The organism is Yersinia enterocolitica subsp. enterocolitica, assembly GCF_901472495.1.
Lineage (GTDB): Bacteria > Pseudomonadota > Gammaproteobacteria > Enterobacterales > Enterobacteriaceae > Yersinia > Yersinia enterocolitica.
This window is the reverse complement of record NZ_LR590469.1, coordinates 1,607,577-1,632,910: the sequence shown is the minus strand read 5'-3', so window position 1 is coordinate 1,632,910 and position 25,334 is coordinate 1,607,577. Positions and strand designations below refer to the sequence as shown.

Here is a 25,334-nt window from a genome sequence, read left to right as displayed (position 1 = left end):
GGATATTGATATGGCAACGGTGATTACCCGCGCATTTGAACACTGGCAGGCGGGGCAGGTGTTAAATAACTTACCGGCCCGCCCGGATACCATTATTTTTGCCCACGTTCCGGGGCTTGATCCTACCGCCGAGATTAACCCGGATGAGGGTATTCCGGCTGATGGCCAGATTGTGCATCGGGATGTAGTGGCGCAGTACGGCATGATTAACGATTCAGCGGTGGCCTATTCGGTGGTGCTGGATACCCGTATTGGCGATTTCACTTTTAACTGGATTGGGTTGGTTGATGCCGCCAGTAATACCCTGTGCATGATTGTGCATACCCCGGCACAGCAGAAAATTGCCACCGCCAACGGTGTGCAGGGTAATAACATCACCCGCACTTTTTTGATGGAGTTTGCCGGGGCGGCAGAGGCCAGTCAAATCACCGTATCGGCGCAAACGTGGCAGATTGATTTTAGCGCCCGGTTGCGTGGTATTGATGAGGTGAGCCGTCTGGCTAATCTGGATTATTACGGTCATGCCGCCTTTTTCGGTGACGGTTTTTCCGTGAGCAAAGACGGCGATAAATACCGGGTTAAGGCAGGGCTTGCGTACATCGGCGGTATTCGCGCTTTGCTGGCTGATGATGTGCTACTGGAGGCCGCAGCGGGTAATGTGGTTTATGCCGATGTCAGTTATCAGGGCAGTGTATTGAGTGAGTTTGCGCCGATTATCCATCTTGGCGTGAAGCATAGCGCCGGGGATTTTGGCGATTACACCGATGCTAACGGCTTTACCCATTACATTGCCTCACTGGCGTTAATCACTGCCAGCGGGGAAGACGATAAACGCGAAGCCAATCCGTTTGATAAAGCCATTGGGGATATTAACGCCGCACTCAAAGAGCATGAAAAATCACGCAATCACCCGGATGCCACGCTGAGTGCCAAGGGTTTTACTCAACTGGGCAACGATATTGACAGTGACAGTGAGAAAATAGCCGCCACCTTAAAAGCGGTTAAAAAGGCGGTCAATGCCGGGGTGACGGTGATGAGCGACCACGTGCGGGATGAAAACCCCCACGACCAGTATTTACAGATAACGGAGTTTTTAGCCCAGTTGGCCAATATTCCCAGTCGCGAAGAAGTCAGAGCGCTGATTGATGCTGTATTCCCTATTGGGGTGCCAATGCCTTACCCACTTGCCAATATTCCCGCAACGGTGCAAGGGATTGTGTTTTTTAAAATGAACGGTGGCTCATTCAATGTAACTACCTATCCCAAATTAGCGACTAAGTACCCAACAGGCGTTTTACCTGATTTGCGCGGTGAGTTTATTCGTGGTTTTGATGATGGGCGTGGTGTTAGGGCCGACCAAAACTTGTTGGGCTGGCAGGGCCACGGGATACAAAGTCATAATCACGGGATCACAAATTTTGAGGTTAGGGGCGTCACTGGTGGCCCTACATCTGCTTGGTTTACAAGCGGCAATGGTGTTGCAACCAGTAATTCGGGTGGTGATGAAACTCGGCCACGAAATATTGCATTTAACTACATTGTGAGGGCTGCATAATGACAATTGAATTGGATAAAAATGGCTATGCAGTGACTTCCGGTAATGTCGCGGTCTATAACGCCGCTCCCGACAGTGGCGAGTTTGTCGCAACATCAAATGAGTTTATTCACACCGGGCAGGGGTTACCCGCTCGCGCTTATTTAGATGCGCCACCAAAAGCCAAAAAAGGTTTTGCCATTTGCCGCAGTAAAGATGAATTGCAATGGGAATATAAAGCCGATCACCGGGGTGAGGTGCGCTACAGCACGATCACCGGTGAGAAAATAACCGTCACTGTGTTGGGGGAATATCCTCTTGATACTACCGACAGTGCGCCATCCAAGTTTAATCAATGGGATGGTATGCAGTGGGTACCCGATAATGATTTGCTGGCCACCGTTGCCCGTCAATACCGTGATGCTTTTATCATTGCTACTGACCCCATGATGGTGAGTGATTATTCCATTGATGATAAGCCACTGACTGATGCGCAGCGCAGTGAATTAATCGCTGTCCGCGCCACTTATCGCGCATGGCCCACAAGTGCCAACTGGCCGTTGATTGAGTTACCAGCATTGCCGCAATGGCTTTTGATTGAGGCGGTAAATCAGGGCTATCGGGTACCGGTCTGGCCAGAGGTGCGGGATGTGGCGTAAAGCGACATTATCTATCCCCGGTAATATGGCCGCAGTCAATTGCGCCATGTTGCCGGTACATCCGTGGGTCTATGGAGTGGGCCGCAGTGAGGAATCGGGCAGTTATCTGAGTCCGCAGAACGCGGTGGATCATCTGGCGGGCAAACTGGCGGGCAGCGGTGGCCAGCAGTCGGTGGTGGTGTTTATGGTGTGTGCTGCCGACCATCCCGCTTTTATGCAGGCGCTGACGCAATTCTCTGCGGTGCTGCCGCTGCCTGTGTTCTCGCAAGTGTCCCGCATGGCCAGCACGGCGGCCACGCTGGCCACCACCAAAATGCAGTTACCGGCCAGTGCTGGAAACGGCTTACCCCTGCCGCAGTCATTATCTACCGCAACCAGCCGCATGGCCATCAATGCGCAGCGTATCGCACAGGCCAAAGATGCCGCCGGGGCCGGGGCTAATCTGGCGGGGCTGACGTCGGAATTGTCCGGTTTTGCCAGCGCCAAGGCGGCGTTACTGGCCAGTGTGGAAAGTGCGTTAAATGGCTTACTGGCAGGCAATGCGCAGGCGTGGGTATTTGCCGCCAGCGGCAGCGCGGCCACCATTGCCAGCGAAATGAGAAAGAACGTACCGCAGCAGGATGCTGTTTTTACTCTGGCCACCTTGTTTGCCGGAGAGGATTTAACCACGCTGGAGGCGATGATCAATGACACAGATAGTCATGCTGGCGCTGGACGGTGAAGCCATCCCGTTAAAGGGGCTGACGGTGACCCCTACCATGCAATTTCAGGAAAAAGACCAGTCCGGGCAGACATCCAGCACCGCCACGGCAGAGCAGGGCATTAAGGCCAAAGAGCTGCGCGTATCCGGGATGGTGCCATTCAGCACCCCGGAGGTATTAACCCGACTGTTTGCACTGGCTGAAACCAAAGACGCAGGCGGCGCACTGAAAAAATACCGGGTGGCCAATCAGGTGGCGCAGGCGATTAATTTTCGGCTGGCCACTTTTACCGGCGCGATTGATGCGCCTAAACAAGATGGCAAAATGGCGTGGCTGGTGACCTTTACCCTCAAAGAGTTTTTGAGCGTGTCAGAAAAACGCGAGGCCCGCGCCGGTGGCAAGACCGCCACTAAAAAACAAACGGCAGGCGGTACCGCTGCCGGTGGCAGTGAAGCGGGAGAGGATGCCGATAAATTAAGCTGGTTTGAGCGCAAGGTGTTGAAGCCTGTCAATGATGCTCTGGGGCCAGCCTCATGAAACCGATCCGCAGACTGATGCTGTCCGGGGATGCGGTGCCACTGGTTGATGCCAATCTGGTGTTGGAGCTGAACGCCTGCGGGCGTGGCTTTATTACCGCTGAAACCACTACCGATTACACCGGCAAACTGGTGCGGCTGGATGCCGGTTACCCTGAATTGGTATTGCGCTGGTTTACCGGTTATGTGGAACGCTCGCAACCGGCAGAGAACGGCGCACAGCGGTTATTTGTGCGTGAGTTAACCGGCATTTTTGAACGGATGTGGCCGGTATCGATGCAACACCCGACCTTGCGCCAGTTGGCCGACTGGTTGACTGACAACAGCGGGTTAACGTTCCAGCTTGCCGCCAGTGCTGACTATAACGACAAGCCAATACCGCATTTTACCCATAGCGGCAGCGGTTATCAGTTGCTGGCCAATATCGGTAACGCCTTTGGTATTGCTGATTACGTCTGGTATCAGTTGCCGGATGGCGCGGTCTATGTGGGCAGTTGGCAGCATTCATTGTTCGCCGGTAAACCGATAGATATCCCGCCAGAATTCAGCACCGCAGCGGCGGCAGGCAATACCATGACGGTACCGATGATCCAATCAGTGCGGCCCGGTGTGGAATTGAATGGCCAGCGGTTAACCACGGTTCGGCTGAATAATGATGATTTGGTGTTAACGTGGACACCGCGCAATAAAACCACCGGCAAGCCGTTGCAGAAAACCCCCATCCAGCGCCAGATCGATAATGCTTACCCGGAGTTATCAGCCGGGTTACATCTGCCGAAAATGGCCCGTGTTGAGGGGCCAAGCGAAGCGGTGACCAGTGGTGATATGGCCGACCCATTCCGGCCCCGGTATGCCGTGAATCTGCAATTGCTGGATGATGATGGCAAGACCGCAGCTGATACGCCGGTTTACCCTGCGGTGCCGTTACCTCTGCCAATGGCCGGGGCCGAGTCGGGCATGTTCCAGTTCCCCCCAGCAGGTACTCTGGTGGAAGTGGGCTTTACTGGCGGCAGGCCAGATAAGCCGTTTGTGCGTCAGACGTTATCACAGGGTAATAATCTGCCCACCGTGCAGCCGGGGGAGCAGCTACAGCAACAGCGTGATGGGGTGTCGCAGCGGGTGACGGTGGCAGGGGACTGGGAACGTAAAACCGATCAGGTTATTCGTGAGGAATCCATGAGCCGGGTGATTACCGCCGATGATGAAACCCGCACACTGGTGGCCCGTGAAACCACCGTTCAGGCTACCGATAAAACCACGGTACTGGGAACGGCGACCTTACTGGCTGGTGCTATCCAGCAGATTAGTGAGGGGGATTACAGTCTGGCCACCCAAGCCAGTTACATGGCCAAAGTGGGCAAAACCTTCACCACTGATGTGGGGCAGGATTTGATAGAGAAGATTGGCAATATCCGCAGCAGCATCGCCGCCGCCCGGCAGGATGTAATAGCGCCAGTGGTGTGGATTGGTAGCCAGCAGATTAACGTGATGGCCCTCATGCTCGATACGCTGGATGTGGTGAAAGAGCTGGCAGCACTGACCGCCGCACATACTCATACCAATACTGATGGCCCACTGAACGCAGGGAGCATCACCGCCACCGGGGCCAAGTCAGACGGATTACGCAGTAAATATTCCCCAGTGATCGGCTAATCGATCTCGCCCAATATGCCCGCCGCGCGCGGGCTTTTTTACGCCCATCTAAAACCATCGCCAGCGGCCCCACACGCCACGTAATAAACCCATCATCACACCGCAACACCCGAAATGGATCACGTCAGCCACGCCCCGCGCACGTAGCGGAGCATGCCACGGAAGAAACGTAATCATGACGGAAACGGCACTACACCGCACCCGCCTGCACACTTTGCGTTATAAAGTTTTTTCAGTTTTAAATTCCTACAAACCACCCCGCCAGCCCGCGCCGTGGCTGGGGCTTTGCGGCAATTCGCCAACTGAAAAGATTGAAAAGAATTTCAGTGTTTTTCAGTTTTTGGATCTCGGAGTGGATCGCGGGAAAATATTAGTGCATTGAATTTAAAGGAGATTATGTGAATTACGTGTTTTTTTTTGATAAAAAGCAAATCCTATAAATAAATTACTGTACCTATAAAACAATGAGTTATGAATTAAGTTTAATGAAAATTGTATGATGTGAAATTGAGACTTAGAGTCAAATCATTATGTTCTCTTAAGTAATATTTAGACATATATTGTTTACTTTAGAAATCTTGCGATTCAATGTTATTTAACGAAACTAAAGGTGCAGATATGGTACGTGGAATAGCTCAAATAAAATTGGATGAGCGTTGGGAGTTAAAAGATTTCGCGATATTCTCGAAAGAATATTTGCAAGTCTATGACTTTTATTATTCTCTGCGTTTGATTGGCCAAGACTCCGAAGCTAAACATATAAAATCGTCCCTCCCATGGAAAGGCGGGCATAGTGTAGTGCATTTTTTTAATGGATTAAGTGGAAAAGTTGGCCCTTTGGATAAGCCCATAGTTAAAAAAATTCAATATGCATCGCCTGGAGTAATCGAGTTACAAGCAGTGGTTCAAGTTGCTCAGGATGTGGCAATTATAGTTAGTTCTATAAGTGCTTCAATTCTGAGTATAGCAACCCTTTATCATCGAATTCGGAAAGACTACCTCGCCCGAGAATTAAGCCGCATTGAAATTCAAGAGGCCCAACAAAGACTTGATCATGAGGATATGAGATTTATCATTGAATCAGTGAAAGAGCTACAACAAGCGTTCCAACTTGATAGCGAACAAGTTCGATCACTAGATCTTCTTTCAAATGGAGACCAATTGGTTCAGCTAAAAATGCTGATGTCACTTTATCGACGAGCTGAACCGTTAGCGGAACTGCAAGTGCAAAATAAAGCAAAGTTCTAAATTTTTTTGCTTACACATATGCCGTGAGAATCGAAGTCGTTAGTAAACATAGATTTTGCCGCCATTTCATCGCCAATGGCTATGCGAAGCAGTTGTAAGATATTGATAAGTAAGGGTTTGAATTCTAGACAAGAAAAAACCCGACTAGTCTTGAACCTAAGAAGGCGGGACTATCGGGCTCCTCAATATGGGGACATCAAAGAAAAGCAGTGGCATTAAATCAGACCCCAGTCCAGTAAGAAAGTTCTGGGCAAATGAAAAAAGCTTAAAAAAATGTTTAGCTTTGCCTTGAGTCTCCTTTTTTACGCACTAGCCTAATATTCCCGGCCAGACAATAACGATTAGCGAGCCAGCCAAGGTCAGTAATACGTTCGCAATGGCATAAGTACCTGCGTAACCAAGCGCTGGGATATTACTGCGAGCAGTATCACTGATGATATCCATGGCCGGTGCGCAGGTGCGCGCTCCCATGATCGCGCCGAAAAGCAGAGCACGGTTCATGCGCAATACATAAGCGCCAAAGATAAAGCAGATAACCACGGGCACTAAGCTCACGATTAAGCCGGAAATCAGCATTTGCCCACCGACTGCTCCCAGGCTGCTATTAATACCGCCACCGGCGCTCAAGCCGACCCCTGCCATAAAGACCATCAAACCGAACTCTTTCACCATATTTAACGCCCCTTGCGGGATATAGCCGAAAGTCGGGTGGTTGGCACGTAAAAAGCCCAGCATGATCCCAGCCATTAGCAGGCCAGCGGCATTACCAATACCAAAACTAAAGTTACTGAATTGGAAGGTGATCAGGCCGATCATCAACCCTAAAATAAAGAAGGCACAGAACGCCAGCAGGTCAGTGACCTGACTGTGAATAGAGATAAAACCAATCTTCTCTGCCACACTTTTAACGCGTCGTGCATCACCGCTGACTTGCAATACATCGCCTTTATTCAGTACCACATTGTCATCAATCGGCATTTCTATCTGGCTGCGGATCACACGGTTTAGGAAGCAACCGTGGTCGGTCAGTTTTAAATGGCTCAGGCGCTTACCGACGGCATTGCTGTTTTTGACCACAATTTCTTCGGTAACAATGCGCATATCCAGCAAATCGCGGTCGAACACTTCTTTGCCGTTACGGAAACTGGGGTCAAGACGGGAATGAGCATCCGGATAACCGACTAATGAGATCTCGTCACCGACTTGTAGTACCGCATCACCATCTGGGTTCGCCAAAATACCATTGCGACGAATACGCTCAATGTAGCAGCCAGTTTGACGATAAATCCCTAATTCACGTAGATTTTTGCCATCAGCCCAAGCCACCAATTCCGGGCCAACGCGATAGGCACGGATAACGGGCAGATAGACTTTGCGCTGACTGTCGGTATCGAGGCCGCGCTCACGAGCAATTTGCTGCGCACTGGTCGGTAAGTCTTGGTGCTGAAGCTTGGGTAAATAGCGCGCCCCTAAAATCAGGCTAACCAGCCCGATAAGATAGGTCAGGGCATAACCCAGGCTCAGGTTATCTTGGGCATGTTGCAACGCCGGATTATTCGCGATGGTATGGCGAAGAGTATCGCCTGCGCCCACCAAGACCGGTGTGGATGTCATGGAACCGGCCAGCATCCCGGCTGTCAGGCCAATATCCCAGCCAAAGAGTTTACCCAGCCCCAGCGCCAGAACCATTGCGCTACCCACCATGACCAACGCCAGCATCAGGTAGTTTTTGCCGTCACGAAAGAAAATAGAGAAAAAGTTTGGCCCAGCTTCGACGCCAACACAAAAAATAAACAGCATAAAGCCCAGATTCAGGGCTTCGGTATTAATCGTAAAATGCTGTTGCCCAAGCAACAGAGATACCACCAACACACCAATAGCGTTACCTAATTGAATAGGCCCCAATCGCAGTTTTCCCAGGCATAACCCCAGCGCTAACACCACGAATAACAGCAAGATGTAGTTGCCGTTTAACAAGTTTGCGACGTTTATATTCACGAGTATGACTTTCTATTTAGTCAGGATGATCCACGATGCATACACCCTTAATGTAAAGCCAGAGCGACACATATCTTTAAATTCAAAACCTTTTAATTCAAAAAAAAATTGCTAGCTGAAATATAAATGTAAGCGATAGCGGTGCTTATTCTAATCGGTCTGTTGCGAGACAGCCAGTAGTAAGCAGGAAGTTTGCCTTAGCCAGGGGGATATGCTTGCTTACTGATAAAATGCGGGGTTATATGCTGGTATTTGGCGGCGTTATATCGCTTTAACGCCTGGTTTTTGCTGGGCTAGCCTAAATGACAGTGACTAGTCCTGATATAGGTTGACACTTTTCAGCCTTAAAACGCCTGATGAACTTCATCGGGCGTTTTGTATTTTAACGACAGATGCGGTCGCCGCGTGTTGTAGATTTCCACTGACTCCCTGACCATCTTTCTTGCCTGACCAATATCTTTCGGCTTAACCAGCAGATATTCCAGTTTTAATATCCCATTGACCCGCTCCGCCAGCGCATTCTGATAACAATCATATCCATCCGTCATCGAACAGATGACACCGTGACGTTGATGTAACGCCTGATATTCTGTTGAACAGTACTGGATACCCCGGTCTGAGTGATGTATCAGCGCAGATGCTGTGCGCCTGCTCACCAGCGCCATTTTGAGCGCAGCGGCTACATGGCGGGTGTGCAGACTTTCATGCACATGATATCCCACGATTTTTCTCGACCAGGCGTCAGTGACCAGACTCACATACGCCGTTCCTGTCCGCAGGGGAAGGTAAGTGATATCCGCGACCCATACCTGTTCCGGGTGGCTGGCAATAACCTGATTTGCTCCTGACTTCAATAAGTTAGGGTGACGGTAAAAGCGATGATGGCTGTTTGTCGTTTTATGATAGGCACGTTTAGGCATCACCAGTAACCGCGAGCAACGCAGTATCTGGAACAGGCGATCTCGGCCAACATGCAGCGCCGGTTCTGCTTGTTGTCGCAACAAGTAATGCAATTTACGCGTACCCAACCGGGGCTGTTGTAACCGGATGGCCGTCACTTGCTCAACGATGCGCTGTGCCTGTTTTTCTCTTCCGCGTTCACGCTGCAAAGACTGATACCACGCCTGTCGGCTAATCCCCATGAACCAGCAAGCGCGCGTTACTGTGAGTCCCGGCGTTTGCGCTTGCGTGATAACGTGGCCAACTGCTTTTTTGTCAGTGTGGCTCCGAACTCCGTGTTCATGACCTTCACAACCGCTTCAAAAAACTGCGCTTTGACTTCTGATTCAGCAAGTTGCTGTTCGAGTTCTTTGATTCGCTGTTCGGGAGTAAGAGGCATTTTGGGCATGTTAATTCCGTACATTCTTGCAGGAGAGGGAGAAAGCCAGTCGAGTTGACCGAACTTGCGTAGCCACGTCAGGACGGTAGAACGGCCTTGAATACCGTAGCGGTCTTGCGCCTGGCGGTATGTCATTTCACCTTTTTCGACCTGTTCGACAACGGCCAATTTAAAGGATAGAGGATAATCGCGTTGCGTACGTTTAACATATTGGTTCATCACATTTTCCTCAGTGTACGAGTTAAATGTGTCAACGCTATTTAGGACGGGTCACAGGCAAGAAAAAAGGGCGCTAAGCACCCTTTTTCGGATAAAACTCATCAAGGTTGGCGCACTGTTCTTGACCGTTAGCCAATAAGAGAGGTTTATCAGCCAATTATTGGAACAGGCTCAGATTTTCTTTAGCATAGGCTTCGAAATCTGTGCAGCCACCAATGTGTTTCTCATCGATAAAGATTTGTGGCACGGTTTCTACTGGTTTGCCAACCGTTTTTTCCAGATCAGCTTTGGTGATACCTTCTGCGTGAATATCAATGTAACGGAATTTAAAATCGTCACGCTCAGTTTCCAGCTTTTCCGCCAATTCTTTGGCACGTACACAGTAAGGGCATCCAGGACGCCCAAAAATCACAGCAAACATGTAAAACTCCTTGATTAATTTGAGATAATCACTTCGCCAACAGTTACTGATATATTCAGCTGCTAAATGACTTATAGCGTATTACTCATTCGACTGCTGACTACTATGCCTTCTGATGCAGTGAAAAAAAAGCAGGATTTGCCTGTTAGTCCGATTAATCCTACCTATTTGCTTATGAGTACTGTTACAAATCTTGGGGATTCAATACACTAAGTAAAAGCTGATATATAGCCAATGAACGCGGCGTTGCAGGTGAGGGTTTAACAGCCTGGTGACATTAACTGTGAAGGGTACAGAGCCTATCGGAGGTAAAGATGCGCTCGTTAGGAGATATGCCCCGTATTGTGATTATTTTGGAAGCATTGGGGATGATATTACTGGTTGTTGCCTATCTCAGTATTAATGACTATTTGTCATTACCAGGAGCAATAGGTACACCGACAGTTGCGATTATTATGATTTTTGTTGGTATTGGTTTGATGATCCCAGCTGCGGCCTGCATTGTTTGGCGCGTCGCCCGTGGTTTTGGCCCGCTCTTAGGTAGTGCAGATAGGATTTCCAGGCCCCAATCTAAGAAAGAGTTAGATAAAGCGCGTGCCGAAAAGGAGAACAAATCTAAGTAAGGTCATTACTGAGCCTTTCCTGCGGTATTAAATTAGTCGGGATTGAAGTAGCGCTGTCGGCCAATATTCCGTAAGCTATGGCACTTTTCGTATTATGAGAATCGTGAGGTAGGTAGTTATGGATTCACTCATCGTCCCGGATTTAGCCTTATTACGGCGTTGGCTGGATCAACTCGGTATCTCATTTTTTGAGTGCGATTCTTGCCAGGCACTGCATTTGCCGCATATGCAAAATTTTGAGGGTGTGTTTGATGCCAAAATTGATTTGGTGGATAACGTTATCCTGTTTTCAGCGCTGGCCGAGGTACGCCCTACAGCGTTGATCCCGCTGGTCGCGGATCTCAGTCAAATCAATGCCAGCTCGCTGACAGTTAAAGCGTTTATCGATATTCAGGATGATAATCTGCCAAAACTGATTGTCTGCCAGTCCCTGACTGTTGAGGTCGGGGTTACATTCGCCCAGTTTGGCTACTTTATGCAGCAGTGCGAAGAGCAGATTTCGATGATTATTCTGGAAGCGCGCGCCAATGATTTATTATTTATTGGTAACAGCGACGATGATGAGTTACCGCAAACCGCCACGGCTTACCCTGTTATACATTAAATTCATTAATTGACTCCCGTGCATCAAAATCAAGGTGCTGCTGATAACCAGTGGCACACTATTTATTCTCTCGGTAAGCCTTAAGATTCCCCCGCTAAACCATAAGATATTCTGCTTTTTACCCTCCTTTGCCAGATATTTGTCGCCGTTTATGCCATTAGTGACGCATTACATAGATAGAATATGCATAAAAAATCGATAAAAGGCGTTTTTTACCCTAGAGTCTGGTGTGGATTCCGAACTGCGGTTATGCTGCTGTTTCTGCAAAGGGCATAATATTCCTCCGCAAAATCAGTGATTATCCTTGTTAGGTTAATAATCACTCACTGTGCATAGTCATGCATCTGGTGTTTGTGGCAATAGCACTCGCAGGACAACCGTGTTGTATCCCACTGGATACAAATTTATCGCACGAATTTACCCCCTATTCTGGAGGAGTTAACGGATGTTCACCCAACGTAAAAAGTGGTTATCGGGTGTTGCTGCTGGCCTGTTAATGGCCGCGTCCGTCTCAGCATCTGCTGAAGAAAAAACACTGCACATTTACAACTGGTCTGATTATATCGCGCCAGATACGCTGGCTAATTTCCAAAAAGAAACCGGCATTAAAGTTGTCTATGATGTGTTTGACTCCAACGAGGTGTTGGAAGGTAAATTGATGGCGGGGAGCACCGGGTTTGATTTGGTGGTGCCGTCAGCCAGTTTCCTCGAGCGCCAATTGTCTGCGGGCGTATTTAAGCCGCTGGATAAAAGTAAATTACCGAATGACAAAAATCTTGATCCTGAATTGCTGACGCTGGTTGGTAAGCACGATCCCGATAACAAATATGCCATTCCGTATCTGTGGGCGACGACCGGTATTGGCTATAACGTCGAGAAAGTGAAAGCGGCACTTGGGAAAGACGCACCGGTAAACAGTTGGGATCTGGTGCTGAAACCGGAAAATCTTGAGAAGTTGAAAAGCTGCGGTGTTTCCTTCCTGGATGCGCCAAGTGAGATTTTTGCCACCGTCCTTAATTATTTAGGTAAAGATCCCAACAGTATTCAGGCCACTGATTACACTGGCCCTGCTACCGAGTTGTTATTGAAACTGCGGCCAAATATCCGTTATTTCCACTCATCGCAATACATTAATGATCTGGCAAACGGTGACATCTGTGTGGCTGTGGGTTGGGCTGGCGACATCATGCAGGCTTCTAATCGTGCCAAAGAAGCCAAAAATGGTGTGAATGTGGCTTATAGCATTCCGAAAGAGGGAGCATTAGCCTTCTTTGACGTGTTTGCCATGCCTGCGGATGCCAAAAATCAGGATGAAGCCTATCAGTTCCTGAATTACCTGATGCGCCCTGATGTGATAGCCAATATTAGTAACCACGTGTTCTACGCCAATGCCAACCAAGCTGCCACCCCGCTGGTGAACGCAGAAGTCCGTGATAATCCAGGTATTTATCCACCGGCAGATGTGCGAGCCAAAATGTTCACATTAAAAGTACAAGATCCGAAAATTGATCGCGTGATCACTCGGGCTTGGACTAAAGTGAAAAGCGGCAAATAAACCATCGATGGGAATCAGCTGCTGGTGGTGAGCCTGTCACTGATAACAGATTGATGGATAAGTAAAATAGATCATGGTAGGAACAGGGGGTTATCTTCCTGTTCCTGTTTTTTATTGCGCCGCACCTCGAATGCGGCCTGTTCTGCTTTTACGGAGAGCGCGCTGAGTGAATGATGTCATTCCCCGCCCACAGCCAAAATCCCAGAAGGTGTTTACACCCTTGCTGGAGATTCGCAATTTAACCAAATCATTTGATGGTCAGGCTGCAGTAGATGATGTCAATTTGACTATCTACAAAGGTGAGATTTTTGCGCTGTTAGGGGCTTCAGGGTGTGGAAAATCCACCCTGTTGCGAATGCTGGCTGGCTTTGAGCAGCCGACACAGGGGCAAATTGTCCTTGATGGGCAGGATTTGTCGCATGTACCGCCTTATCAGCGCCCAATTAATATGATGTTCCAGTCATATGCATTGTTCCCACATATGACTGTTGAGCAAAATATCGCGTTTGGTTTGAAGCAAGACAAATTACCTGCTAATGAAATTAAAAGCCGGGTGGCAGAGATGCTAACACTGGTACATATGCAAGAGTTTGCCAAACGTAAGCCACATCAGCTGTCCGGCGGTCAACGCCAACGGGTCGCTTTGGCTCGTAGCCTGGCCAAACGGCCAAAACTGCTGTTGCTGGATGAGCCGATGGGCGCGTTGGATAAAAAACTGCGCGACCGCATGCAACTCGAAGTGGTGGATATTCTGGAGCGTGTCGGAGCAACTTGCGTGATGGTTACCCACGACCAGGAAGAGGCCATGACCATGGCTGGGCGCATCGCCATTATGAACCGTGGTAAGTTCGTGCAAATTGGTGAGCCGGAAGAGATTTATGAACATCCGAACAGCAGATTCAGTGCTGAGTTTATCGGCTCGGTGAATGTGTTTGAAGGCGTATTAAAAGAGCGTTTAGATGATGCGCTGGTTATTGACAGCCCCGGACTGCGCCATCCATTGAAAGTGGATTCAGACGCGTCTGTGGTTGATGGTGTTCCCGTCTTTGTCGCGCTGCGGCCAGAAAAAGTGATGTTGTGTGAACAGGTGCCGGAGGATGGTTGCAACTTTGCCGTTGGTGAAGTGGTACACATTGCTTATCTGGGCGACTTGTCCATTTATCACGTGAAATTACACAGCGGACAGATGCTCACTGCACAGCTACAGAACGGCCATCGTTACCGCAAAGGGATGCCAACCTGGGGTGATGAAGTACAACTCTGCTGGGATGCTGACAGCTGTGTCGTCTTGGGTAACTGATCGGCCTGTAGCTGATCATTAGGGGAGCAAAATATTGTGATACCAGAATCCACTCATGGAGCAGCAGAGCCACCGACCCGCGCGGTGGGGCCGGTTAAAGCGCTGATTCAACGTTTCCAAATGTCGCATGGCCGCAAATTGGTTATCGGCATCCCTTATTTATGGTTATTCCTGCTGTTTATGTTGCCGTTCCTGATTGTCTTCAAAATCAGTCTGGCAGAGATGGTGCGGGCAGTTCCGCCTTATACCGACTTGGTGACCTGGCTGGACAGCAAGCTGGATATCTCGCTCAATCTTGGCAACTATCTGCAACTACTTGATGATCCACTGTATATCGATGCTTACCTGCAATCTCTGCAAGTGGCTGCGGTATCGACCTTGTGTTGCCTGATTATCGGTTATCCATTGGCATGGGCGATAGCTCACAGCAAGTCATCCACGCGCAATATCTTATTGCTGTTGGTGATCCTGCCGTCATGGACTTCATTCCTGATTCGGGTTTATGCCTGGATGGGTATCCTGAAAAATAACGGCATTCTGAATAACTTCCTGATTTGGGCCGGAATTATCGATCAACCGTTGATTATTCTGCACACCAATCTGGCGGTCTATATCGGCGTGGTCTATTCCTATCTGCCTTTCATGGTGCTGCCTATCTATACCGCACTGACCAGACTGGACTATTCATTGGTGGAAGCGGCACTGGATCTGGGGGCGAAGCCATTTAAAACCTTTGTCAGTGTGATTGTGCCTTTGACCAAAGGGGGAATTGTGGCCGGTTCTATGTTGGTTTTTATTCCGGCGGTAGGCGAATTTGTTATTCCTGAGCTGCTCGGGGGGCCGGATAGCATCATGATTGGCCGTATTTTATGGCAAGAATTCTTCAATAACCGTGACTGGCCAGTGGCCTCCGCCGTTGCGACGGTGATGTTAGTGCTACTGATCGTGCCGATTATTTGGTTCCACAAGCACCAAAATAAAGCAGCGGGAGGCGCGGTATGAATAACTTACCCGAAGTGCGTTCGGTCTGGCGTCGGGTTATCTTGATGGTCGGCTATACCTTCTTGTATGCGCCAATGTTGATGCTGGTTATCTATTCGTTTAACAGCTCTAAACTGGTGACTGTATGGGCAGGGTGGTCTATCCGCTGGTATATTGAGCTGTTCAATGATTCGGCGATGATATCCGCAGTTGGGCTGAGTCTCACCATTGCCGCCGCCTCGGCCACCATGGCGGTGGTGTTGGGGACGATAGCCGCGGTGGTCATGGTACGGTTTGGCCGTTTTCGTGGCTCGACCGGTTTTACTTTTATGTTGACCGCACCGCTGGTGATGCCCGACGTCATTACCGGTTTGTCGTTACTGTTGCTGTTTGTTGCTATGGGGCATGCTATCGGCTGGCCGGCCGAGCGCGGTATGTTCACCATCTGGCTGGCTCATGTGACCTTCTGTACTGCCTATGTAACAGTGGTTATCAGTTCCCGCTTGCGCGAATTAGACCGGTCAATTGAAGAAGCGGCGATGGATTTAGGGGCGACCCCATTGAAAGTGTTCTTCGTGATTACCGTGCCAATGATTGCCCCAGCATTAATTTCTGGCTGGTTGCTGGCCTTTACCTTATCGCTGGACGATTTGGTGATAGCCAGCTTTGTGGCCGGGCCGGGCGCGACAACCTTGCCGATGCTGGTGTTCTCCAGTGTGCGTATGGGGGTCAATCCAGAGATCAATGCACTGGCGACGCTTATTTTGCTGGTGGTCGGGATTATCGGCTTAATTGCATGGTGGTTTATGTCCCGTTCGGAAAAACAGCGGTTGCGTGAATTACGCAAAGCTGCCCGTGGTTAATTGATAATAAATGCTTGATTGATAATAAATAGCTGACTAGCCTTAAAACTGATAGTCTTTCATTAACTTATAACGCCGCTTCCGAGCGGCGTTATTGTCTGGGATAACATTAGGTTGCAAAAACCGAACAGGGAGACAGACTGGGCAATATGAGACTGTTATTTTCACCCGCAGCGTTTTCATCTGCTGCCACCACACCCGTCCCGGTTTTAATTGCCGGAACCGCCATTATTGCGACCCGCTTCGTCGGCGTAATCTTATTGGTGGCGACGTTGGGTTGGGAGGGAACCGGCAGTTTTATCTATGAAAGCTTGCAAAGCTGGGATTCTGGCTTGATTTTTATTGCCAGTATTTTGATTTTGCTGCTGGAAATGGTGTGTGGTGTGGCGGTATGTCTGCGGCAAAACTGGGCGCGCTGGTGCTATGTGGCCTGTCAATTGTTGGTTGTTGTCTATTTGCTAATGGCATCACTGGATTGGCTGGTACTGGATGCAGATGTTTTCCGAATCGAAGGCGATACCGGTGCTGAAATTTTGCATAGTTTGCTGCTACAAAAGATCCCCGATGTGGTTATTCTCGGCTTGTTGTTTTTCCCCTGGCATCGCTATTTTCGGTCGTCAAAATGAGTGTTTAGCGTAACACAGTGCTACAATCCGCCCCTATTAATAGCCTCGGCTGTATCTTAGTATCTCAGATTATAACGGTTAATTATTAATGCAATGCGCACAATATACGGCGGGTCGCTGCCGTTCCTGTCAGTGGCTGGATAAACCTTATCCGCAGCAACTTGCTGATAAACAAAATCATTTAGAAAATCTGCTATCTGATCACCGCGTCACTCAATGGCTGTCGCCGGTCTTCGGGCAGGAAAGTGCTTTTCGTAATAAAGCCAAAATGGTGGTCAGTGGTAGCGTTGAGCGCCCATTATTAGGGATGTTACACCGCGATGGCACCCCGGTTGATTTATGCGAATGCCCACTTTATCCAACCAGCTTTGCACCGGTATTTGCAGTACTAAAAACTTTTATTGCCCGTGCAGGGCTGACGCCTTATAACGTTGCCCGCAAGCGCGGTGAACTGAAGTTCCTGTTATTGACAGAAAGCACTTATAGCGGCGAGCTAATGTTGCGCTTTGTACTGCGCTCACAAACCAAGCTGTCGCAGTTGCAAGCGGCTTTACCCTGGTTACAGCAACAATTACCCCAACTGGCGGTTATCTCGGTGAATATTCAGCCAGTACATATGGCGATTTTGGAAGGGGAGCAGGAGATGCCATTAACCGAACAGCAGGCGCTACCAGAAATCTTTAATCAGGTGCCGTTGTTTATCCGCCCACAAAGTTTTTTCCAGACAAATCCACAGGTTGCGGCATCACTTTATGCCACAGCACGCCAATGGGTGCGCGAACTGAAGATTGATAGCATGTGGGATCTGTTTTGTGGGGTGGGGGGCTTTGGTCTACATTGTGCGGATACTGAAACTCGGTTGACCGGAATTGAAATCAGTGCCGAAGCTATCGCCTGCGCACGCCAGTCGGCAGACCAATTGGGACTGAAAAATGTCACTTTTGCCGCCCTGGATTCAACCCAATTCGCCACCGCAGAAACACAAGTGCCGCAATTGGTCTTGGTTAACCCACCACGGCGCGGCATTGGTGCGCAGCTGTGTGAATATCTCAGCCAAATGGCACCGCAATTCATTCTCTATTCAAGCTGTAATGCCGAGACAATGGCAAAAGATATCAGTTTGTTAGCGGACTATCGCATTGAGCGGGTGCAGTTGTTTGATATGTTTCCGCATACCGCACATTATGAAGTTTTATCCTTACTTATTAAGCGCTAAACCCAAAGTAATTGGCGTTGCAGGTAGGCAGCCAGCAAACGAATCCCGATGAGCTTACACAGGTAAGTGATTCGGGTTCGTGAGTGCAGCGAACACCCCTGCAACGTCAAGTACAAAGGGTGGTATTACTGAGGGAACCACTTATCATTGATGGCTTTATAGGTGCCATCAGCTTTAACCGCATCAATGGCTTTATTCAGTTTTTCCAGCAACGCGGTGTTATCCGGGCGCACCGCAATACCCAGACCGGTGCCGAAGTATTGTGGATCAGTGACATGCTCGCCAACTGCTGCCAGATTCGGATTAGTTTTCAGCCACTCATTCACTACCGCGGTGTCACCAAATACCCCATCAATACGACCATTCTTCAGATCGATAATGGCATTCTGGTAACTGTCATAAGCCACAGTTTGAATTTCTGGATGTTTATCCTGTAAATACTTCTGATGCGTAGTGCCGTTTTCCATCCCGATCTTCTTGCCTTTCAGATCGGCGAAAGAACTGAATTTACCTTTCGGGGCAATCACAATGGCCGAGTTAGCATAGTAAGGCTGGCTAAATGCGACTTGTTTGCTACGTTCAGGCGTGATGTCCATACCGGAAATAACAGCATCATAGCGTTTGAATTTAAGCGCCGGGATCAAGCTATCAAAGGCCTGATTGGTGAATGTACAGTTGGCTTCCATCTGCTTACATAATGCTTTTGCTAAATCCATATCAAAACCAACAATTTCGTTATTGGCCCCGATAGATTCAAAAGGCGGGTAGGTTGCTGAAGCAGCGAAACGGATGGTTTCGGTGGAATGAGTTGTTTCTGCGGCGGTTGCGCTAAAAACCATGCCACTTAAAATTGTTGCCAATAGTAACTTTTTCATGCTTAAACTCCTGTCTGAATTTTTTTAATAGAAGATATTATTAGTTATTGATTTTATTATAACTGATGATGCTTTATCGCGATTTATTCGGATAAATGATGTGGATTACATTGCCATTTTATGAATTTATATGCAAGTAATGTGATTAAAAATTTGTTTTTATTTTATTTACAGGAAGGGCAGCCTAGAGGTTTGGGTTCGCTTGACATGAGTGCGGTGATCACTTTGCCATTGGGTGCCTCAACCGCCAAAGGGGTTACAAGCGCGTAACCCCTTTGGATCCCCTGCGCTTGCGCACGTATCGCTAGCCTGCTGCGCAGGTGCCCTCGGCTCATCATTTCGCTGACGGACCGCGCCGTGATTATAGCTTCTTCGAGGCAACCCTTCGGGCCAACGCAAGCGTTGTTCAAAACTGCTACGCAGTGTTGTCGCCTCCTGCTCAAGCACGGCTCGCTCGGCATCCATGCCTCGCGTCCTACCTCTATTCTTCACTCGGCGGCTCAAATGTGCTTCAAAAATCAAAAGATAAAGTCAAAAACTAAAGATAGTGTTTTGATTTTGACTTTGAGCGCAATCAGGAATATTGCCGACCAGGAGGGAGGGTAGAGTGAGCGGGCATGGACGCCCGCGAAAAGCGCGCTTGAGCATGGATTGCGAATCGCGCTGGCTCGTGAGCCCGAAAGACGCAGGAGGTTTACCCGCAGGGCAATATTTCGCGCAAGCGCGGGATTGCATAAGGGGCCACGCTTATGGCCCCTTTGCCGGTTGGTTCATCGGAAGCCAGGTGAGCTGTGAAGCCCTAACAACCGAAGATGTTCACTAAGTCATCATTAACGAATAAATCATCTTAATTACGCCGCTCAAACGCCAATGCTCTGCGCTCCACCACCCGCATAAACAGTGTCAGCAACCCATTCACAACCAGATAAACGAGTCCTGCGGCACCAAATACCATCACATCATAGGTTCGGCCATACATCAGTTGGCTGTAGCCCATAACTTCCATCAATGTAATGGTATAGGCCAGAGAGGTACTTTTGAATACCAACACCACTTCGTTGGAATAAGAAGAGAGTGCGCGTTTAAATGCAAATGGTAGCAAGATGCGTAATGACTGGGCCTTAGACATCCCCAGCGCTTCGCAAGACTGCCACTGGCCGGCAGGGATCGCGCGCACGGCACCATAGAACAGTTGAGTAGTATAGGCCGCGCTGTTCAATGCCAGGGCAATCATGGCACATAGCCAAGGTTGCGATAGCAGGTTCCATAACCACGGGTATTCACGAATCGCTGGGAATTGGCCGGGGCCGTAGTAGATCAAAAAGATCTGGACTAACAGCGGGGTACCGGTGAACAACGTGATATAGATTTTGACCAGTGGCGTGGCGATTGGTGTTTTCAGTGTCAACACAATGGTAAACAGCAATGACAGCACTAATGCAACCAATAAGGAGGCAATAGTTAATGTCAGGCTGGTATGCAGCCCTTTTAGGATCTCGGGTAAGTATTCCAGCATCAGGATGGGCTCCGTTCAAAACGGGTGGTACGGAGTTCAATCCACTTAAGCACATACTGGCTAAGTAGGGTCACCACCAAATAAATAGCAGCGGCAATCACATACCAGGTGAAAGGTTCCTGAGTCCGGGTGGCAATGCTTTTGGTTTGTAACATCAAGTCATTGACACTGATAAGTGACACTAACGCGGTGTCTTTTAGCAGCACCAACCATTGGTTGCCCAAACCGGGTAGGGCATGACGCCACATCTGCGGCATAATCAAGCGGAAGAAAATAGCTGCCTGACTCAAGCCCAATGCCTGGCCCGATTCCCATTGTCCAACAGGTACCGCTTTCAGTGCGCCACGTAAAGTTTGTGACGCATAAGCGGAATAGAGCAGGGCCAGTGCGATAACACCACACAGGAACGGGCTGACTTCAAAATCATCAATATTGAGCTTAATCGGCAGCTCAAACAGATAAAGATTCAAAGTGAAGCCGTCTGATAGCATCATCAATAGCTGAGATGAACCGAAATAGATAAACAGCACCACCAGAATCTCTGGTAGCCCGCGCAGAATGGTGACCCAGCCGGTGGTCAGGTAGCTGACGATCTTCCACCGTGACGATTCACAGACGGCAAATAACATTGCCAGAACCAGACCGAGGGCCAGTGCACAAACGGCAAGGCCGACGGTCATACCGGCGGCGCTTGCTAAAGGTTGAAATTCATTCATGGGTGCTTAAATTACTGCTGGAACCATTTTTTATAAATTGTCTGATAGGTGCCATCTGCTTTAACTTTCGCCAGTGCAGCATCTAACTTACCCTGTAACTCAGTGTTGTTCTGACGAACGGCAATCCCTAAACCGGTACCGAAATAGTTAGCGTCAGTCACTTTGTCACCCACAGCCGCCAATTGGTTATTTTGCTTCAACCACTCATTGACCACCGCAGTATCACCAAATACCGCATCCAGACGGCCATTTTTTAGGTCAAGAATGGCATTCTGATAGCTGTCATAAGGCACGGCGGTAATTTCAGGGTGTTTCTCCATCAGGTATTTTTGATGAGTAGAACCATTTTGCATCCCTACACGCTTGCCTTTCAGGGCCGCTAAATCAGCCACTTTGCCTTTTTCAGCAATAAACAGCGCAGAGTTTTCATAGTAAGGTTGGGTGAAAGCCACTTGTTTTTGGCGCTCAGGGGTGATGTCCATTCCTGAGATAACCGCGTCAAAACGCTTGAATTTCAAGCTAGGGATCAAGCTGTCGAAAGCCTGATTGGTAAAGGTACATTCGGCTTGCATCTCTTTACACAGTGCGTTAGCCAGATCGATATCAAAGCCTTGCATCTTATTATTGGCATCAATAAATTCGAATGGCGGGTAAGTGGCTTCAGCAGCGAAACGAATAGTTTCAGCGGCAGAGGCGGACAAACTGATACTGGCAAGGACGGCAGCAATTATTAATTTTTTCATCGCAAATTCCCAAATAGATATCAATGTGACAGATAGCTGGCAAAAGCTTCAGTTGTTGGTTGTGTAAAGTGGCTGGCATCACCTTGTTCCACTACGTGGCCGTTTTCCATGTAAACCACACGGCTGGCCGTTTTGCGGGCCACTTCAACCTCATGGGTTACAATCACCTGAGTGATACCGGTTCCTGCCAATTCACGGATAATACTAACAATTTGTGCTGTGATTTCTGGATCAAGCGCTGCAGTCGGTTCGTCAAACAACAAAACCTGCGGTTCCATCATCAATGCGCGGGCAATAGCCACACGCTGTTGCTGGCCACCTGAGAGGTGCAACGGAAAGCGATCGGCAAAATCAGTCAAACGCAGACGGGTCAGTAACTTTTCTGCCCGCGCCATAGCCTCATCTTTTGACAGACCCAGCACGCGGCAAGGGGCTTCAATCAGATTCTGTATGACAGAGAGGTGCGGCCAAAGATTGTATTGTTGGAAGACCATCCCCACATTCTGGCGTAATTCGCGAATAGCTTTTGCGCCAGGAGCCTGGGAAAAGTCAAAGTGATTACCTGCTATCTGCAAGGTTCCTGAACGTGGCATTTCCAGCAGGTTAAGCACACGCAATAACGAGCTTTTACCGGCACCACTTGGCCCCAGTAACACTAAGGTTTCGCCCGCAGGACAGTCTAAGGTAATGTCGAACAGCGCTTGGTGTACGCCGTAGTAACAGTTAATTCCGTTAAGTTGAATACTCATGCGCCAAATCTGAATAGCCAATGATGCCGTGAATGGTAACTTCCGCGGCATACTTATGCAATCTTTGTGCGTTAAAATTTATTAATAACCAACATCAGGGGCAAAAAACAGCATAACATTTGGATTTGAATGCTATCAGAGTGAATTTGTCACGCGATGCATAAATCTGACAGAGCTATCCCCGTCATCTTTCAAATTGCAGGGGTGTTGTCGGCTCTCGCTTACCCGAATCACTTACCAGTGTAAGCTCATCGGGATGCACTCTTTTGCCGCCTACCTGCAATCCGAAATCTATAGGGGATACTCATTTTCTTTCAAATTGCAGGGGTGTTGGCTGCTCTCGCTCACCCGAATCACTTACCAGTGTAAGCTCATCGGGATGCACTCTTTTGCCGCCTACCTGTAATCCGAAATCTATAGGGGATACTTATTTTCTTTCAAATTTCAGGGGTGTTGTCGGCTCTCGCTTACCCGAATCACTTACCAGTGTAAGCTCATCGGGATGCACTCTTTTGCCGCCTACCTGTAATCCGAAATCTATAGGGGATACTTATTTTCTTTCAAATTGCAGGGGTGTTGGCTGCTCTCGCTTACCCGAATCACATACCAGTGTAAGCTCATCGGGATGCACTCTTTTGCCGCCTACCTGTAATCCGAAATCTATAGGGGATACTTATTTTCTTTCAAATTTCAGGGGTGTTGTCGGCTCTCGCTTACCCGAATCACTTACCAGTGTAAGCTCATCGGGATGCACTCTTTTGCCGCCTACCTGCAATCCGAAATCTATAGGGGATACTCATTTTCTTCCAAATTGCAGGGGGTTGTCGGCATTTTGGGCTGGTTAGCGATCACCCAATAGCTGCCGCAGGCTTCCTGCTGGGGCAGAGACGCCCATAAAGCGGATATCATCGACAACCCAGCAGGTTCCTTCGCGGATCATCAACACTTCGTCTTGCCACATCACTGACTGCCCACCCGCCGACTGGTGCGTCAAATTGACGCGTAAGGGAATATTCCGCGCATCAGTATTGGGAATGGTTGAAGCACTGGCAACATCCGCGCTGGTGCTACCTTCACGTAAGCTGCTGAAGATATCGCCATTAATGGTTTGTGTACTATTTACTCCAGAAGAGGTGCGATTGCCTGCTTGTTTTCTGGCTGTTTGAATCTGTTCATAAAGTGCCTGGCTCAGATAAGGGCGAAATTGGGCTGACAGATTATCATCGGGCAAGCCACTCTTATTACCAATTTGCTGAACCCGCAGGTCATAGAATTTTTGCGCTACCGTATCCGGCCCACCGTCAATACAAGGGGCTGTGCGGCTGCTAATATCTTTATAGGCTGGGTCAACGGTATTACTACAAGCGCTAAGCAGAATGGCCAGAGGAAGAATCAGGGCAATATTTTTCTTTTTCATATGATGACCTTAAGTGAAAGAATCTGTTATGAAAGTGATTGTAGTATAGACCCAAAGAATCTGCGGAGTTAACCCGTGTTGAGCTTGCCGTGCTCTTTTAACCAACGGGCCGTGCGGATAATACCTTCATCCAATGACACCTGCGGGCGATACCCTAATTCTAATTCAGCGCGATGGGTATCCAGCGTCAGATCAAAATTAAGTTTTGCGACACCATAATGGGTCAATATAGGTTCCTTTTCGGCTTTATTTCCCAGTTTTTCCATAGCTCGGGCCATGATATCCAACATCGGGTAGGGCACTGAGCGAATACGGCAGGGCATATCCAACTCTTCCAGCAGATGTTGCACGATGGTGCGCAGCGGGCGGGGTTGCTGATTCGTAATATTATAAACTCTACCAGACGGCGTATTCTGGCTTTGGGTTGCTAACCACATCGCATGTACGGCATTTTCCTGGTAGGTCATGTCCACCAGTGCATCACCACCACGGGGTAGCAGCAGAGTGCCATAATACTTAATCATTTGCAGCAGGCGCGGCAGCATCACGGTGTCGTGCGGGCCGAAGAGACCTTGCGGGCGCAAAATAGTGAAATGAGTTTGCGGGTTGGACAGCGCTAATTGTTGAATCACTTCCTCTCCCGCCGCCTTGCTTCGTGCGAATTCATTGGCGAAACGTGCTGGGCGGAAGTCTTCCTGAATATTACGATGGTGGTGATAATCGAAATAAATGGCCGGTGAGGATATATGAATAAAATTTTCCACACCATAAGCAGCGGCCCATTCGCCCAGGCGGCGTGTGGCGCGGACATTGGCCAGCTCGAAAGCCTGCTCTGTGCCCCACGGCGAGGTAAAACTGGAGCAATGCCACAGCGTATCGACATCAGCCAGCATAGCTTTCGCCTGCGAGGAAACCAGATTCGTCAGGTCCGCATGAATAAATTCAGCGCCCATTTTTGACAATAATGCACCCATCGCCGGATTATTGCCGGTGGCGATAACTTTGATACCCTGACGACGGAGATATTCAACGGCATTTCGGCCTAACCCACAGGTTGCACCGGTGACCAATACCTTCATAGCGAATTCGGTTCCCACCAAAAATCAGAATGCTAGAGTTTTTATCTATTCACCCAGCAAATAAGATGCCATTCTTTCTTGAAATGCAGCGCTATGCAATCAGAATCCCCTGCTTACTTGAAGTTACAGCGTTGTTGGCTGCTCTCATTCACCCGGATCATTT

General features: G+C 48.9%; 25 protein-coding genes. 15 read left to right on the top strand and 10 right to left on the bottom strand.

Features of this window, described 5'->3' with window-relative positions; translation table 11 throughout:
* Window positions 1-10: 10 nt before the first annotated feature.
* From FGL26_RS07745 to FGL26_RS07715, 7 genes are all read left to right on the top strand, one after another.
* Window positions 11-1,555 (top strand): phage tail-collar fiber domain-containing protein, encoded by a 1,545-nt coding sequence (locus FGL26_RS07745; RefSeq protein WP_005171202.1) that lies wholly within the window; start codon window positions 11-13, stop codon window positions 1,553-1,555.
* Complete coding sequence (locus FGL26_RS07740; RefSeq protein ID WP_005171201.1) at window positions 1,555-2,193, top strand: hypothetical protein; 639 nt, start codon at window positions 1,555-1,557, stop codon at window positions 2,191-2,193. The genes FGL26_RS07745 and FGL26_RS07740 overlap by 1 nt, the downstream gene beginning before the upstream one ends.
* Window positions 2,183-2,914: a hypothetical protein gene (locus tag FGL26_RS07735; RefSeq protein WP_005171200.1), complete on the top strand. Its 732-nt coding sequence runs from the start codon at window positions 2,183-2,185 to the stop codon at window positions 2,912-2,914. The genes FGL26_RS07740 and FGL26_RS07735 overlap by 11 nt, the downstream gene beginning before the upstream one ends.
* A complete protein-coding gene (locus FGL26_RS07730; RefSeq protein ID WP_005171199.1) occupies window positions 2,880-3,431 on the top strand; it encodes a baseplate complex protein in 552 nt (183 codons plus the stop codon). Before FGL26_RS07735 ends, FGL26_RS07730 begins: the two co-directional genes overlap by 35 nt.
* Window positions 3,428-5,083, top strand: coding sequence for a type VI secretion system Vgr family protein (locus FGL26_RS07725; RefSeq protein ID WP_005171191.1), 1,656 nt, complete (start codon window positions 3,428-3,430; stop codon window positions 5,081-5,083). The genes FGL26_RS07730 and FGL26_RS07725 overlap by 4 nt, the downstream gene beginning before the upstream one ends.
* A gap of 175 nt (window positions 5,084-5,258) precedes the next feature.
* Window positions 5,259-5,465 (top strand): hypothetical protein, encoded by a 207-nt coding sequence (locus FGL26_RS07720; RefSeq protein WP_005171186.1) that lies wholly within the window; start codon window positions 5,259-5,261, stop codon window positions 5,463-5,465.
* A 236-nt stretch (window positions 5,466-5,701) separates the two neighbouring features.
* Window positions 5,702-6,331: a hypothetical protein gene (locus tag FGL26_RS07715; RefSeq protein ID WP_005171183.1), complete on the top strand. Its 630-nt coding sequence runs from the start codon at window positions 5,702-5,704 to the stop codon at window positions 6,329-6,331.
* Between the two features lie 309 nt (window positions 6,332-6,640).
* On the opposite strand, the gene FGL26_RS07710 is transcribed toward FGL26_RS07715, so the two are convergent.
* The 3 genes from FGL26_RS07710 to FGL26_RS07700 all read right to left on the bottom strand — a co-directional run bounded on the left by FGL26_RS07710 (window position 6,641) and on the right by FGL26_RS07700 (window position 10,308).
* Complete coding sequence (locus tag FGL26_RS07710; RefSeq protein WP_005171180.1) at window positions 6,641-8,329, bottom strand: aspartate:alanine antiporter; 1,689 nt, start codon at window positions 8,327-8,329, stop codon at window positions 6,641-6,643.
* 344 nt (window positions 8,330-8,673) lie between these two features.
* Window positions 8,674-9,887, bottom strand: a protein-coding gene (locus FGL26_RS07705) for an IS3 family transposase (protein ID WP_102990455.1) whose coding sequence is annotated in 2 segments (ribosomal slippage) — window positions 8,674-9,545 and window positions 9,545-9,887 — 1,215 coding nt in all. Because the reading frame shifts where the segments join, the coding sequence is not laid out codon by codon here.
* Window positions 9,888-10,044: 157 nt separating this feature from the next.
* Entirely contained in the window at window positions 10,045-10,308 is a 264-nt protein-coding gene (locus tag FGL26_RS07700; RefSeq protein WP_004873700.1) for a GrxA family glutaredoxin, read from the bottom strand.
* Window positions 10,309-10,622: 314 nt separating this feature from the next.
* Here FGL26_RS07700 and FGL26_RS07695 point away from each other — a divergent pair, with 314 nt between their 5' ends.
* The 8 genes from FGL26_RS07695 to rlmC all read left to right on the top strand — a co-directional run bounded on the left by FGL26_RS07695 (window position 10,623) and on the right by rlmC (window position 18,076).
* Window positions 10,623-10,931 (top strand): YbjC family protein, encoded by a 309-nt coding sequence (locus FGL26_RS07695; RefSeq protein ID WP_011816013.1) that lies wholly within the window; start codon window positions 10,623-10,625, stop codon window positions 10,929-10,931.
* Window positions 10,932-11,049: 118 nt separating this feature from the next.
* Complete coding sequence (locus FGL26_RS07690; protein ID WP_005162876.1) at window positions 11,050-11,535, top strand: type III secretion system chaperone family protein; 486 nt, start codon at window positions 11,050-11,052, stop codon at window positions 11,533-11,535.
* A 445-nt stretch (window positions 11,536-11,980) separates the two neighbouring features.
* Window positions 11,981-13,090 carry a spermidine/putrescine ABC transporter substrate-binding protein PotF gene (gene potF, locus FGL26_RS07685; protein ID WP_005171171.1) on the top strand — a complete coding sequence of 370 codons (1,110 nt, stop codon included), beginning with the start codon at window positions 11,981-11,983 and terminating at the stop codon, window positions 13,088-13,090.
* A 166-nt stretch (window positions 13,091-13,256) separates the two neighbouring features.
* Window positions 13,257-14,390: a putrescine ABC transporter ATP-binding subunit PotG gene (potG, locus tag FGL26_RS07680; RefSeq protein ID WP_005162870.1), complete on the top strand. Its 1,134-nt coding sequence runs from the start codon at window positions 13,257-13,259 to the stop codon at window positions 14,388-14,390.
* Window positions 14,391-14,426: 36 nt separating this feature from the next.
* The gene (gene potH / locus FGL26_RS07675) at window positions 14,427-15,392 is read left to right on the top strand and encodes a putrescine ABC transporter permease PotH (RefSeq protein WP_005171167.1); all 966 of its coding nucleotides are present in this window, start codon (window positions 14,427-14,429) and stop codon (window positions 15,390-15,392) included.
* Window positions 15,389-16,234: a putrescine ABC transporter permease PotI gene (gene potI / locus FGL26_RS07670; RefSeq protein ID WP_005171164.1), complete on the top strand. Its 846-nt coding sequence runs from the start codon at window positions 15,389-15,391 to the stop codon at window positions 16,232-16,234. The genes potH and potI overlap by 4 nt, the downstream gene beginning before the upstream one ends.
* Before the next feature lie 149 nt (window positions 16,235-16,383).
* Window positions 16,384-16,860 carry a YbjO family protein gene (locus FGL26_RS07665; RefSeq protein WP_005171161.1) on the top strand — a complete coding sequence of 159 codons (477 nt, stop codon included), beginning with the start codon at window positions 16,384-16,386 and terminating at the stop codon, window positions 16,858-16,860.
* An 88-nt stretch (window positions 16,861-16,948) separates the two neighbouring features.
* The gene (rlmC, locus tag FGL26_RS07660; RefSeq protein WP_005171157.1) at window positions 16,949-18,076 is read left to right on the top strand and encodes a 23S rRNA (uracil(747)-C(5))-methyltransferase RlmC; all 1,128 of its coding nucleotides are present in this window, start codon (window positions 16,949-16,951) and stop codon (window positions 18,074-18,076) included.
* Between the two features lie 125 nt (window positions 18,077-18,201).
* Here rlmC and FGL26_RS07655 read toward each other — a convergent pair whose 3' ends face one another.
* The 7 genes from FGL26_RS07655 to FGL26_RS07625 form a co-directional block, all read right to left on the bottom strand.
* Entirely contained in the window at window positions 18,202-18,951 is a 750-nt protein-coding gene (locus FGL26_RS07655) for an arginine ABC transporter substrate-binding protein (RefSeq protein WP_005171154.1), read from the bottom strand.
* A gap of 847 nt (window positions 18,952-19,798) precedes the next feature.
* Window positions 19,799-20,467 (bottom strand): arginine ABC transporter permease ArtM, encoded by a 669-nt coding sequence (gene artM, locus FGL26_RS07650; protein ID WP_005162844.1) that lies wholly within the window; start codon window positions 20,465-20,467, stop codon window positions 19,799-19,801.
* Window positions 20,467-21,183 carry an arginine ABC transporter permease ArtQ gene (gene artQ, locus FGL26_RS07645; RefSeq protein WP_005171147.1) on the bottom strand — a complete coding sequence of 239 codons (717 nt, stop codon included), beginning with the start codon at window positions 21,181-21,183 and terminating at the stop codon, window positions 20,467-20,469. Before artQ ends, artM begins: the two co-directional genes overlap by 1 nt.
* A gap of 11 nt (window positions 21,184-21,194) precedes the next feature.
* The gene (gene artJ, locus FGL26_RS07640) at window positions 21,195-21,926 is read right to left on the bottom strand and encodes an arginine ABC transporter substrate-binding protein (protein WP_005162826.1); all 732 of its coding nucleotides are present in this window, start codon (window positions 21,924-21,926) and stop codon (window positions 21,195-21,197) included.
* Between the two features lie 20 nt (window positions 21,927-21,946).
* Window positions 21,947-22,675, bottom strand: a complete 729-nt coding sequence (artP, locus tag FGL26_RS07635; protein ID WP_005162824.1) for an arginine ABC transporter ATP-binding protein ArtP — start codon at window positions 22,673-22,675, stop codon at window positions 21,947-21,949.
* 841 nt (window positions 22,676-23,516) lie between these two features.
* Entirely contained in the window at window positions 23,517-24,092 is a 576-nt protein-coding gene (locus FGL26_RS07630) for a lipoprotein (RefSeq protein ID WP_005171143.1), read from the bottom strand.
* Window positions 24,093-24,160: 68 nt separating this feature from the next.
* Window positions 24,161-25,171: a 3-beta-hydroxysteroid dehydrogenase gene (locus FGL26_RS07625; RefSeq protein ID WP_005171139.1), complete on the bottom strand. Its 1,011-nt coding sequence runs from the start codon at window positions 25,169-25,171 to the stop codon at window positions 24,161-24,163.
* Window positions 25,172-25,334 lie beyond the last annotated feature (163 nt).